The organism is Psychromonas aquatilis (assembly GCF_038155185.1).
Taxonomy (GTDB): domain Bacteria; phylum Pseudomonadota; class Gammaproteobacteria; order Enterobacterales; family Psychromonadaceae; genus Psychromonas; species Psychromonas aquatilis.
In genome coordinates this window covers 1-13,467 of the sequence record NZ_JBAKAZ010000002.1, presented here as the reverse complement: position 1 = coordinate 13,467, position 13,467 = coordinate 1, and the positions used below count along the sequence as shown (strand labels likewise).

Here is a 13,467-nt window from a genome sequence, read left to right as displayed (position 1 = left end):
TAACATCATCATTTCATAAAATAGATGACAATAGCAACTGTTGTGTATAAGAATTATTCGCTTTTGTAAATATATCAGATGTTGTGCCTTGTTCAATGATCTCACCTGATTTTAATACAAGAACACGATGGCTAATTGATTTAACCACAGAAAGGTCATGGCTAATAAATAGGTAACTTAATCCAAACGCTTTCTGTAATGATTTTAATAGCTCAATAATTTGCTTTTGGATACTTCTGTCTAAAGCAGAGGTCGGCTCATCTAACACTATTAGTTTAGGCTTAAGTATTAATGCTCTTGCAATAGCAATACGTTGCCTTTGCCCACCAGAAAATTGATGAGGGTATCGATTACAGACACTTTCATCTAAACCTACCGTCATTAATACACGCTTTACCTCTTGCTCAATCTGTTGTTCATTCAACTTTAATTGTTGATTAAAAACATGAATACCTTCAGCAACAATATCGTAGACAGACATTCTAGGGCTTAAGCTTGCATAAGGATCTTGAAATACAATCTGTAAATTTTGACGCATCAACTGTAAATCAGCTTTATGCTGATTATTTATTTCTTTACCGAGATAAACCACCTTTCCGCTGTGCTTAGTTAATTGCAATAACGCTTGAGCTAACGTGCTTTTCCCCGAGCCGCTTTCACCCACGATAGCCAGAGTCTCACCAGCATGGACTTTTAAAGAAACATTTTTAACAGCATCCAATGCTTGTGTTGTTTTCCCCCAGAAGCTTTTTTTCAAAGGAAAACTAACACTAATGTTATCGGCTTCCAAAATCACTTTATGCTCATCAAGAGGCTCCATTTCGCCTTTCGGTGTCGCATCTAACAGCTTTTTCGTATATTCCTCAGCAGGGTTGGCAAAAACCTGTGGAGTAGCGGCATACTCAATCTGTTGACCTTTACACATGACTAAAACATCATCAGCAAACTGCTGCACAATATTAAGGTCGTGCGTGATCATCAAGATCCCCATATTCAGGCGTTTTTGTAATGATTTTAATAATAATAAAATTTGTTTTTGAGTCGTTGCATCAAGAGCTGTAGTAGGCTCGTCAGCAATTAATAGATCTGGCTCATTAGCCAGCGCCATTGCAATCATAATTCGTTGTCGTTGCCCTCCCGATAACTGATGTGGGTAAGCAGTTAATCTAGAAGCGGGATCATCAATGCCAACCAGTACTAATAACTCCAGTGTTCGTTCTCGTGCCTTTCTTCCTGTTAATCCTTTATGCAGCAATAATGTCTCAGCAATCTGCTTTTCAATACTGTGTAATGGATTTAATGAGGTCATTGGCTCTTGAAATATCATACTTATTTTATTACCACGAACAGCTTCTAATACAGCCTCTGATTGGCCCATTAAAGACTGCCCCTGAAAAATAATATCTCCTTCAGGGTGATGTGCATGTGGGTAAGGTAACAACTGTAAAATAGATAATGCAGTCAGTGATTTCCCCGATCCACTTTCACCTACAATAGCTAATGTTTTGCCTTTCTCTAAGGTAAAACTAACTCCAGATAAAATATCTGTTTCAGCAAAGCTAACAGCTAAATTTTTAACTCTGAGTAAACAACTCTCTTTATTCATAATACTTTCCTTGGGTCAAAAGCATCACGAGCAGCTTCACCGATAAACACTAATAGAACTAAAATACTCGATAAAGAGATAAATGCGGTGATCGCCAACCAAGGTGCTTGCAAATTATCTTTGCCCTGAGAAATCATCTCCCCTAAAGAAGCGGAGCCCAGTGGTAGCCCAAAACCTAAAAAATCCAAAGAGGTTAATGTAGTTAATGCGCCTGTAAATAAATATGGCATAAAAGTTAATGTCGCAATCATGGCGTTCGGTAAAATATGTTTAAACATTATTTTACTGTCTGTCACTCCTAAAGCCTTGGATGCTTTGACATAATCAAGATGCCGACCTCGTAAAAACTCGGCTCGCACAACACTCACCAGGCTTGGCCAACTAAATAAAACCATTAAACCTAATAACCAAGTAAATGTTGGTTCTACAAAGCTGGCCAGAATAATTAACATAAAGAGCATCGGTAAACCTTCCCAGATCTCTAATAAACGTTGCCCTATCAGGTCAATTTTACCGCCATAATATCCTTGGATTGCACCGATAAAAATACCGATAACGGAGCTGATAAGCGTCAATGAGAGGGCAAAAATAACTGAAATCCGAAAGCCATAAACCAAACGAGCAACAACATCACGGCCTTGATCATCTGTGCCTAACCAGTTTATCGCATCGGGAGCAGAAGGCGCTGCTGTTGTTAACTCGTAATTGATAGAGTCATAATAGAAAGGCACAATAGGCCATATCATCCAGCCTTTTTTATTAATTTGTTCAACCATATAAGGGTCGCGATAATCAGTGCTAATATCAAAATCACCACCTAACTGTTGTTCAGGAATATCTTGCACGATAGGAAAATACCAATGCGAATTATATGAGACCATGATTGGTTTATCATTAACCCACACTTCAGCGACTAAACTTAATAAAAATAAAAAACTAAATATCCATAATGAATAGTAACCTCGCTTATTCGCTTTAAACTGCCCCCAACGTTGCTTATTACTAGGATTCTTTTTGATACGCTTCCAAGTGAGTAATAACGACATTATTGCCCCTCAAAGTTAATACGTGGATCAATAACGGTATAAGTCACATCACTGATTAACTTAAGTAGTAGGCCGACCAACGTAAAAATATATAAAGACCCAAAAATAACCGGATAATCTCGATTAATGACGGATTCAAAACTTAATAAACCAAGGCCATCCAACGAAAAAATCACTTCAATTAACATCGAGCCAGTAAAAAAGATGCCGATCAGTGCAGCGGGTAAACCAGCTAAAATCAATAACATGGCATTACGAAATATATGTCCATATAACACCCTATTCTTTGAACAACCTTTCGCGCGAGCAGTGATCACATATTGTTTGTTAATTTCATCTAAAAATGAATTTTTGGTTAACATGGTTAAAGTTGCGAAACTAGCCAAGATACTAGCCGTTATTGGTAACGCTAAATGCCATAAATAGTCTTTTATTTGCTCAAAAAAAGTCAGCGATTCAAAATTATCAGATGTTAAACCTCTAAGAGGAAACCAGCTGTAATAAGATCCTCCAGCAAATAAAACAATTAATATAATAGCAAAAATAAAGGCAGGGATAGCATAACCGATGGTCACCACAGTACTACTCCACACATCAAAACGACTACCATGGGATGTGGCTTTTTTTATGCCCAGCGGAATAGAGATAATGTAAGCAAATAAGGTTGTCCAAATACCTAGTGATATAGAAACGGGCATTTTTTCATAAATCAAATCAATGACACTTTTATCGCGATAAAAGCTTTCACCAAAATCAAACTGCATATACCGCCATAACATCGAGAAGTAACGCTCAAGAATTGGTTTATCAAAACCATACAACTTTTCTAAACGCAGAATATATTCAGGATCGACGCCCTGTGCACCTCGGTAGTGACTATTTGTCTGTTTAATTTCACTGTGTGCACTTGTGGTGACTCGAGAAGCTGCATCTGAATTAATCCCCTGGTATTTTGCGATTGCCTGTTCAACAGGGCCACCTGGTGCAACTTGAACAATGAAAAAGTTCAATGTCATGATGCCTAACAAGGTTGGAATAATCAGTAATAACCTTTTTATTATATATTGCTGCATTACTGCCCCTCTTCCTTGCTAATTGGCTCACTGGGTTTTGCCCACCATGTCTCTATCCCTAAGTCATAATAAGGTGCATTTTTAGGGTGATTAAACTTATTCCAATAAGCAATGCGATAAGCTGGTAAATACCATTGAGGAATAACCATATGCTGCGATAACAAGACCCGATCCAGTGATCGAGTTATATCAACAAGTTGTTTTCGGGTTGTCGCTAGCGTTAACTGTTTAGTTAATTGATCAACAACTGGAGAACAAAGCCCAGCCCAATTTGACGTCCCTACTTGATCCGCCGTCTCACACCCCCAATAAGAGGCTTGCTCATTACCTGGAGAAATAGACTGCCCCTTACGTAGAGATAACATATCAAATTCAAAATTATTTAAACGATTAATAAACTGAGAAACATCGACTAGACGAATAGATGTTTTAATACCAATACGTTGCAAGTTGCGGCGAAATGGGTGAATAACTCGTTCAAAATCTTTACTATAAAGTAGAAACTCAAAACTAAGCTGTTCGCCCGCTGCATTCTGCATCTTGCTATCTTTTAATTCATAACCTGCCTTTGATAATAGGGCAACCGCTTGTCGCATCTGCTTTCTGACATTACCATTACCTAATGTAATATTAGTTTGTATCGGCTCAAAAACAGATTTATTTAATTGTGCTGCGTAAGGGGATAAAATCTCGCGTTCGGCATCGCTGATATTAATACCGGTTGATAATTCAGAGCCGGAATAAAAGCTATTGATACGCGTATAAGCGCCATAAAATAATGTTTTATTTGCCCATTCAAAATCAAATAAAAGCGAGATCGCTTCCCGGACATTAGGATCTTTAAATTTATCTCGGCGTAAATTAAACCAAAAACCTTGCATCCCCTGTGGACTCTTATCCTCTATCGTTTCTAAAATAATTTTGTCGGAATTAAACTGCTCGCCAACATAACCAGTTGCCCAGCGTTTCGAAGACGTTTCTAGGCGGTAATCAAAAGCACCGGACTTAAAAGCTTCGAATGCAACACTATCGTCCCTGTAATAATCAAAGATCAACTGATCGAAGTTAAATCGCCCTTTATTAACCGGAAGATCTTTTGCCCAATAAGCTGAATTTCTTTGGAACGTAATCTGCTTACCAGCATCAAAAGATTTTATTTTATAAGGGCCTGAACCGATCGGTATTAATAAGCCACTTTTAGTAAAGTCTTTATCTTTCCAAAAGTGTTTAGGGAAAACAGGAATCTGGCCAATAATAAGCGGTAGCTCTCTATTACCAGACTGTGCAAAGTGAAAAGTAACTTGTTGTGTTGAATCAACCTCTACAGATTCCACTCCAGCATAATATGATGCATAAAGTGGCGAGCCCTCCTTAATAAGCAAATCAAAACTAAACTTTACATCTTCAGCGGTAATCGGTTTGCCATCTTCAAACTTAGCCTCACTATTAATTAAAAAACTAACCCAACTAAAATCATCTGCTACTTTGACTTTTTCAGCAATTAAAGGGTATAAACTAAAAGGCTCATCGGCTGATTGCTGTAATAAGGTATCGTAAATATGGGTAATACCAGCAGCTGCGTTACCTTTAACAATGTAAGGGTTTAAAGAGTCAAAACTACCAATACTTGCTTGCTTAAATGTTCCACCTTTAGTTGCATTTGGATCCACATAATCAAAATGCTTAAAGCCTTCCTGATATTTAATATCGCCGTACATACTTAGAGAAGTTTGCCATGATGAAGCAATAGTACGCTCCGCAGTAAATACCAAGGCAATAGATATAAAAACAGAAACAAGTTTATTATTAATAATCATTTAAATTGACTCAAAGCATCATTAAAAGGGGAAGAGTCATAAAGATAACAAATACTTAAACGAATAAAAGGTTTTTAATTGAGAAACTAAAAATTTAATGACACAAATAAAATAAATGAAACTTCTTAATATATTCGCAGACTAACCTATATGCTTTTCAATATTTTTTTCAAAAAATCAGGTGAGTTCAAAGAATAAATCGGATTATTTGAAAGGCATGAATAATGTGATCTAGATCTCTTTTAATTATATTTTAAAAGTCTAGTCTATTAATGAACACGATAAAGTGTACAACTAAAAGGTGTCCTATATGAGAATTGAAATTACTAGTAAGCAAATGAGTATCACAGACACAATGCGTACAAAAGTAGAGGAACGTTTCGAAAAGTTACAAAAACTTCAAGTTTCTCTCATTAAACCACACTTCATCATTACCAAAGAGCCTAAAGGTGTAAAAATAGAAGGTACAATAGGTGTTCCTCAAGGTAAGGTATTTGCCAGTGCTGAGCATGATGATCTTTATGCAGCTATTACGCAATTATTCCAAAAACTTGAACGCCAACTGAATAAACATATTCATAAAGATGAAGCAAACCGCGCTAAAAATAACGGTAAAGAATTATGCCGTAACGGAGAAATTTCAGGTGAAGCTCCTACAGAGCCAGAAGTTGAAATTGAATCAGATGCTGAATTTAAAATGAATAAAGAATTCGTTGCATAAACTGCTATAGTTTATTGCACAATATAACGTTATATAGTTTGATACTTTTATAACGCGACTAAAAAAGGAGGTGAAAACCTCCTTTTATGATCCTGCCTTAATAAAATAAAGTTAAATCACTTTTCTTCGTAATGACGATTATCATGCACTTGCTGTAACATGGTTCTACTCTCATTTAAGAATAATTCCGAGTAATCACCCATCCAGTTTGTTACTGATTTGAAACGGTCAATAAAGGCTTCACGATCGTTATTTTCCAATAACTCAATGGCATCAGAAAAATGTTGATGGTAACGTTTAATCATCGCTAGATTATTTTTTTGTGACATGATGATATCAGCATATAGCGCTGGCTCTTGAGCAAATAAACGCCCTACCATCGCAAGTTCCAAACGATATATAGGAGAGCTTAAATCAAGTAACTGCTCTAAGTCAGCATCAACTTCTTGTAGGTGAACACCATAAACAAAGCTAGTAAAGTGACGCAATGCTTGAATCAAGGTCATTGACTTATCATGTGTTGGAGCTGCAACATTGTATAAATGAGCCCCCCAAATTTTCATTTGATCAATCAACCATTGATATTTCTCTGGTTCACGTCCATCACAATAAACAATCACTTGTTTAGCAAAACTTGAAATATCTGGGCCAAACATTGGATGTAAGCCTACAACAGGACCGTCATGAACCGCTAACATTTCTGTTAATGGCTCGTCTTTAACACTGGTGATATCTGTTAAAATACAATCCTTAGGCAAAAAGCTAAGTTGCTTAATAACATCAGTGGTTACATCGATTGGCGACCCAACAATTACTAGTCCTGCTTTACTACAAATTGCTTCAGCTTGATCCCAATTTGAGCGCCCTAGTACATCTACGTCATAACCAGATAATTTAAACATCTCAACAAAGCGTTGGCCTAATAAACCATTACCACCAATAATCACGATACGTTTCATATCAGGGTTAACGGTTTTGAAGCCAGTTTCATTTTCACTTGCGTAAGACTCTCGCATAGTACGACGTAAAATATCTTCAATTAGACTTGCTGGTACTCCTTTTTTCTCAGCTTCTTCACGTCGTTTAGCTAGCATTGCTGCTTCACGTTCAGGCACATATATTGGCAAACCATGTTTGGTTTTTACTTCACCAACTTCACCTACTAAACGTAAACGTTCAGCTAATAGATCAATTATTTGCTGATCTACAGCATCAATTTCATCTCTTAATTTACTTAAAGGCATAATTTGCTTCTTATTTCTTTTTAATTGTGTCTTTTAATAACGTTTCAGCTTGCGCTAATAAGTCACAAGTTGTTTGCCAATCGATACATGCATCAGTCACTGAAACACCGTATTGTAGACTTTCAACAGGTAATGCAGTTGGTTGGTTACCTGCATTAATATGACTTTCTAGCATAATACCAATAATTGATTTATTACCATCAACTACTTGGCCGAATACGTTTTTAGCAACTAATGGCTGTAACTCATGGTTTTTATTTGAATTCTCATGACTACAATCAACAATAAGAATATTTTCCATGTTTGCTTTTTCTAGCGCTTGCTCTGCTAGTGCAACATTGATTGAATCGTAATTTGGTTTACCGCCACCGCCACGTAAAATCACATGGCCATCAGCATTACCTGCCGTTTGTAATAATGCACTTTGACCTAATTGATTAATGCCCATAAAACGATGCGGTGCAGAAGCTGATTGCATCGCATTAACCGCTGTAGACAGACTACCATCAGTACCATTTTTAAAACCAACTGGCATAGATAAACCACTCGCCATTTCACGGTGAGTTTGAGATTCTGTTGTACGTGCGCCAATTGCAGACCAACTGAATAGATCACCGATATATTGAGGGCTAATCGGATCTAATGCTTCAGTCGCAATAGGTAGGCCTAACTCTGAAATCCACAATAATAATTCACGTGCTTTCTTTAAGCCCGTTTCAATATCAAATGAATCGTCCATATGAGGGTCATTAATTAACCCTTTCCAACCAACGGTTGTACGCGGCTTCTCAAAATAAACACGCATGACAATATATAGCGTGTCTTTATATTGTTCATGTAACTCTTTTAAACGTGTTGCATAATCTTTTGCTGCTTCGATATCATGAATAGAACAAGGTCCACAGATGATTAAAAATCGAGGATCTTTTTTATGTACAATATTAGAAATAGTTTGACGAGACTCATGAATGAATTGATACACACTATCAGAAGCCGGTAACGCGGCTTTCAGTTCTGCTGGTGTGATAAGTACAGTTTCTGATTGGATGTGGATATTTTCATTTTGTTGCGTAGTCATTTTATTCTCGTTGACAATTAATCGTGGAAACATAATAACATAGCAAAATAATAGATCATGCGTTTAAACAGTGCAGTGAAGAGAAATGCAAGCTTTCTCAAGAGAATCGCTTTTATATAAGAAGAAAAGCCGGTTTCTTAATTAAAAAAGGTTATCAAGACAGGAAAAAATAGGTAAAGTTTAACACACTAACCTTTACCTATTGAAATTATCTGTTAACTGACGTTTATTAGGAACTTGTCTTAGTCACGTAAATATTCAATTTTTGACCTGGCTGAATATATTGTTTCTCGTTAAGGTTGTTCCAACGCATTAAATCTGCTGTTTTAACCTGAAATTTTTGGGCAATCACCCCTAAAGAATCGCCAGAAAGAACATGATAAGTGACACGCTTTTGGGATTTCTTTGCGACAAAACCTTTCCAAATGGTTAATTTTTGACCTAGGCTTAAATTCTGACTAACTGGAAAGTTATTCCATTTCGCAATATCAATAGAGGACACTTTATAGAACTTGCTAAGTTCCCAGAGCGTATCTCCTTTTGTTACTCTATGGACAATTTTTTGTTTATTGCTTGTATCAAATTTTTTGCCCCTCGCATGCTTCTGATTTGCAAGTAATTGCTGTTGAGATAAACTCATTTGAGGAATAAGCAATGGTTGCCCAATTTTTAACAATTCACTATTTAAATGGTTCACTTCTTTTAACATATGCACTGTCGTATTCTTTTTTTGAGCAATAACGCTTAAGCTATCTCCCGACTTCACTAAATATTTATTCCAATGTACACGTCCATTTTTATTAACTTTTGCCAACTTGGTTTGAAATTGTGCAACGGAATCGTTAGGTAATAATAATTTATGCGGACCATTAGGAGAGGTTGCTCTCAGCTTAAAAGCGGGGTTTAACAATTCAATTTCTGAAAAGCTTAAACCAGCTAATTCAGCTGCAAAATCAAGGTCAATTTGAGAACCTGTATCAACATAGCTTAAGACTTTCTGATTGGGAATATAAGGTAGCTCAATATTATATTGTTCATGATTACGTAGTATATCAATAAGTGCCAACAACTTTGGAACGTAAAGCTCCGTCTCCCTTGGTAAGTTTAAATTCCAATAGTCAGCTGGCTTATTTTGCCTTTTATTTTTACGCACTGCATTCTGTACTGTGCCTTCACCAGAGTTATAGGCTGCGACTGCGTATAACCAATCTTCACCTAAGAAGCGATGCAAAAATTGCATATATTTAAGTGCGCCTTCAGTCGATGCAACAACATCACGGCGACCGTCGTACCATTCATTTTGTTGTAATCCAAAGCGTGCACCGGAGGTCGGCATAAATTGCCATAAACCGACAGCACCAGCATGAGAGCGAGCAAAAGGGTCAAATGTACTTTCTATGACAGGTAATAATGCTAATTCAAGTGGTAAATCATTCTTTTCTATGCGGTCGACGATTAACCATAAGAAGGGTTCCGCTCTTTTTGAAACTCTCTTTAAATAATTGGGGTGACTTAAAAAATAATCCCTCTGTTTTTTTATGCGTTCATTTTCAGGTACTTCAAAATCGAAGTTTTCCGCTAACTTTAACCAGACATTTTCATAATTTTTTTGATGATTACTCGGTGTGTTTATTGATTTATTTAAGTTGGTGGAGTTGGGCTGGTTATTAGACGAACCGGTTATTGAAGCTTCAGAACTTACAGGCTCAGTTGTTGAGAGCATCTGACATGCACTCAACATAAAAATAAAAAATAAGGTAAAAATCAGTTTCATAGGTTCGCCGCTCGCATAAAGTAAGCCGCGTATTCTATGTTCTTTTTAAGTTTGAATCAAAACTGATCTTTATAAAGGCGTAGTGCTTTAAACAAAGACTCACCAGAAGTAAGTGGTTTAGCTAGAATATTTTGTACGCTATTTAATAAACTCGGTTGATCACATCTTAAGAAAGGGTTAATCAGTTTTTCACATTTAATAGTAGTAGGAATAGTCGCCAAGCCTTGTTGGCGCGCTTTACTAACACGTTTGATATAATTGATTAATTCCATATTATGCGGATCAACGTGCAATGCAAAAATAAGGTTATTTTGAGTGTATTCATGAGCACAATAGACTTTAGTCTCTTCATTTAATAATGCTAAACGAGATAAGGCATCAAACATCTGCTGATGAGTGCCCTCAAAAACCCTACCACACCCAGCAGAAAATAAAGTATCACCACAAAATAACATTTGCTCGTTAAAGTAAGCGACATGATCCAAGGTATGCCCTGCCACCTGCCAAACTTTAAACGATAAGCGACCATCGAAAAACGCAATAGTATCGCCTTCATCAACTAAATTTGCATTATCAAAAAGTGGCTCTTTACTAAAAATCTTAGTCTCAGGGTTATCCATCATCAACTTTTCAACACCGCCGATATGATCATTGTGATGATGAGTAATAATAATTGCTTCAATAGTTAGATTTTGTGATGCAATAACCTCTAATACCGGCGTGGCATCACCTGGATCAACAACAATACAACGTGAGCTTTGACTATCTTTAATAAGCCAAATATAGTTATCATCAAAGGCTGGAATAGTTAGTACATTAAACATAATTTATCTCAACTTAAAAATAATTAGGGGGCACGTATATGAGAATAGCAAAAACATCACGTATCTTACCTCCAATCACCAACTGGTTACAGCTCAGTAATGGAGAACAACTACAGAAACAAACACAACAATTAATAGATGATACGATACCTCGTTGTTTTGGCTATCATTTATTAAAACTAGGTTGTTTAAGTAGCCAGTTAAAAACAGATAAAAGTCCTATCTTGCATCAAATTAATTGTGCAGAGAAAGGCGATGATATTGGACTAAGAAGCAACCTACATGATTTACCTTTTCAAGCATCAACTATTGACCTCTGTATATTGCTCCATGAACTAGACTTCTCCAGTGACCCTCATCAACTCCTAAGGGAAATTGACCGTGTATTAACCTTAGACGGCACACTTATCGTAAGTGGATTTAATCCCTATAGCGTATTTGGCTGCAAATCATTATTAAAAAAAACTGAAAAACAAACTGAACGACTATTTGCACCTAATCGAGTGATTGACTGGTTGCATTTATTGGGTTTTGAAATAAAACAAAAGCAATTCTTTAGTTGTATGTACTCTCAGCGTAAGGGGCCTATTTCCTCATTTATCGCAGATCTAGGGCAGCGCTATTTTCCTTTTTTATGCAGCGTTTATTTTATCGTGGCAAAGAAACAATCAATACCACTCACTCGCGTCACATCAAATAATAAGTTAAAAAGAAAAGTGATTAGTGGCCAACCTGTCGCTACTAAACAATCACACTCTAAGATTAAAAATAGTTAATGAATTAACTTTCAAATCCGCTATCTATTTGAGTTGGGTTTGCTTCAGCAGCTTGTCTTGCTAAATCATCACAACGTTCATTTTCTGGATGCCCTGAATGGCCTTTTACCCAATGCCAATGCACTGTATGCTTTTCTTGTGCAGCATCAAGTGCTTTCCACAAATCGACGTTTTTTACAGGTGCTTTAGCGGCGGTTTTCCAACCTCTTTTTTTCCAATTATGTATCCATTGCGTAATACCCTGACGTACATATTGGCTATCTGTTGTAACATCAACCTCACAAACTTCCGTTAAGCTTTCTAAACCCTTGACACACGCAAGCATTTCCATGCGGTTATTTGTTGTTCTTGCATATCCTTCTGACAGTTCACGTCTATGTTCGTTGAACACTAGAATCGCCCCATAACCACCAGGTCCAGGATTCCCTAAACACGATCCATCAGTATAAAGTTGTATTTTTTTCATTATTTCTATCGCTTTAATTTGTTAAACTAATAAAGGATTGCCAAGTAATTTTAACATGCTGCCACTATAAATAGAGATGCTAATGAACACAAGTAAACACATTCGCCAAGTCGTATTAGATACAGAAACCACAGGTATGAATAAAGATGGGCTTATTTATGTTGGCCATCGTATTATTGAAATAGGTTGTGTTGAAGTTATAGATCGTCGATTAACAGGGCGTCACTTCCATGTTTATATTCAACCAGACATGCCAATAGACCCAGAAGCAATGGCTGTTCACGGTATTACTGATGAGTTTTTATATGACAAGCCTCGCTTTGCCGATATTGCAGATGAGTTTATTGATTTTATTAAGGGTGCAGATTTAGTTATTCATAACGCACCCTTTGATGTTGGCTTTATGGATCAAGAATTTCGATTCTTAAATAAAAAAACACAACCAACTGAAGAAATATCAACCGTCACTGACACATTAGAGATGGCTAAAAAAATGTTTCCAGGAAAAAGAAATAACCTGGACGTCTTATGTGACCGTTATGGAATTGATAATAAACACCGTGTATTACATGGGGCATTATTAGATGCTGAAATTTTAGCCGATGTCTATCTGTTGATGTCAGGTGGCCAAAAAGATTTAAATTTAGCCAATAATGAATCAGGAAAAAATGACACCGGCCGTCGAATTAGGCAAAATGCCACCCCTTTAAAAGTGATTAATGCAAACCAGGAAGAGTTAGAAGCTCATCAATCTCGTTTAGATTTAGTGGCAAAATCAGGGAATTGTTTATGGCGATAATAAAAAAATCAATTTTTAACGTTTAAAATAATGACAAAAAATAGCCACTATGAACATAAAACAGGCAATCGAGCTAATTAGAGTGTAAATATTGCGATTTTTTTGTTTTTCTTTATTGACTCAGTACCTGCAACTCCGTATTATCTGCGCCTCAACGAGCTTGCATATGATGCAAGGTTGATTTTGCTGGAGTGGTAGTTCAGTTGGTTAGAATACCGGCCTGTCACGCCGGGGGTCGCGGGT

12 protein-coding genes are annotated in these 13,467 nt (G+C 36.7%); 3 read left to right on the top strand and 9 right to left on the bottom strand.

The window, feature by feature from the left end; genetic code table 11:
• Positions 1-13: 13 nt before the first annotated feature.
• Genes V6256_RS00570 through V6256_RS00555 form a run of 4 tightly spaced genes read right to left on the bottom strand, consistent with a single transcriptional unit; the run spans position 14 to position 5,542 of the window.
• On the bottom strand, positions 14-1,606 hold the full coding sequence (locus V6256_RS00570) for an ABC transporter ATP-binding protein (RefSeq protein WP_341596023.1): 1,593 nt from the start codon (positions 1,604-1,606) through the stop codon (positions 14-16).
• Positions 1,603-2,652, bottom strand: a complete 1,050-nt coding sequence (locus V6256_RS00565) for an ABC transporter permease (RefSeq protein ID WP_481133286.1) — start codon at positions 2,650-2,652, stop codon at positions 1,603-1,605. Before V6256_RS00565 ends, V6256_RS00570 begins: the two co-directional genes overlap by 4 nt.
• Positions 2,652-3,725 carry a microcin C ABC transporter permease YejB gene (locus V6256_RS00560; RefSeq protein WP_341596022.1) on the bottom strand — a complete coding sequence of 358 codons (1,074 nt, stop codon included), beginning with the start codon at positions 3,723-3,725 and terminating at the stop codon, positions 2,652-2,654. Before V6256_RS00560 ends, V6256_RS00565 begins: the two co-directional genes overlap by 1 nt.
• Positions 3,725-5,542, bottom strand: a complete 1,818-nt coding sequence (locus tag V6256_RS00555) for an extracellular solute-binding protein (RefSeq protein WP_341596021.1) — start codon at positions 5,540-5,542, stop codon at positions 3,725-3,727. Before V6256_RS00555 ends, V6256_RS00560 begins: the two co-directional genes overlap by 1 nt.
• Positions 5,543-5,852: 310 nt before the next feature.
• Between V6256_RS00555 and hpf the strand changes: the two genes are divergently transcribed.
• Positions 5,853-6,263, top strand: coding sequence for a ribosome hibernation-promoting factor, HPF/YfiA family (gene hpf, locus V6256_RS00550; protein ID WP_341596020.1), 411 nt, complete (start codon positions 5,853-5,855; stop codon positions 6,261-6,263).
• A gap of 116 nt (positions 6,264-6,379) precedes the next feature.
• Here the strand turns inward: hpf and tyrA are convergent, their stop codons facing one another.
• From tyrA to gloB, 4 genes are all read right to left on the bottom strand, one after another.
• Positions 6,380-7,507, bottom strand: a complete 1,128-nt coding sequence (gene tyrA / locus V6256_RS00545) for a bifunctional chorismate mutase/prephenate dehydrogenase (protein WP_341596019.1) — start codon at positions 7,505-7,507, stop codon at positions 6,380-6,382.
• 10 nt (positions 7,508-7,517) lie between these two features.
• Positions 7,518-8,585 carry a 3-deoxy-7-phosphoheptulonate synthase gene (locus tag V6256_RS00540; protein WP_341596018.1) on the bottom strand — a complete coding sequence of 356 codons (1,068 nt, stop codon included), beginning with the start codon at positions 8,583-8,585 and terminating at the stop codon, positions 7,518-7,520.
• 229 nt (positions 8,586-8,814) lie between these two features.
• Entirely contained in the window at positions 8,815-10,359 is a 1,545-nt protein-coding gene (locus V6256_RS00535) for a lytic transglycosylase (protein WP_341596017.1), read from the bottom strand.
• 56 nt (positions 10,360-10,415) lie between these two features.
• Positions 10,416-11,183, bottom strand: coding sequence for a hydroxyacylglutathione hydrolase (gene gloB, locus V6256_RS00530; protein ID WP_341596016.1), 768 nt, complete (start codon positions 11,181-11,183; stop codon positions 10,416-10,418).
• 38 nt (positions 11,184-11,221) lie between these two features.
• Between gloB and V6256_RS00525 the strand changes: the two genes are divergently transcribed.
• Positions 11,222-11,959, top strand: coding sequence for a class I SAM-dependent methyltransferase (locus V6256_RS00525; RefSeq protein WP_341596015.1), 738 nt, complete (start codon positions 11,222-11,224; stop codon positions 11,957-11,959).
• Between the two features lie 4 nt (positions 11,960-11,963).
• Here V6256_RS00525 and rnhA read toward each other — a convergent pair whose 3' ends face one another.
• Positions 11,964-12,425 carry a ribonuclease HI gene (gene rnhA, locus V6256_RS00520; protein ID WP_341596014.1) on the bottom strand — a complete coding sequence of 154 codons (462 nt, stop codon included), beginning with the start codon at positions 12,423-12,425 and terminating at the stop codon, positions 11,964-11,966.
• Positions 12,426-12,507: 82 nt separating this feature from the next.
• Between rnhA and dnaQ the strand changes: the two genes are divergently transcribed.
• Positions 12,508-13,224, top strand: a complete 717-nt coding sequence (gene dnaQ, locus V6256_RS00515; protein WP_341596013.1) for a DNA polymerase III subunit epsilon — start codon at positions 12,508-12,510, stop codon at positions 13,222-13,224.
• Positions 13,225-13,467: the final 243 nt, after the last annotated feature.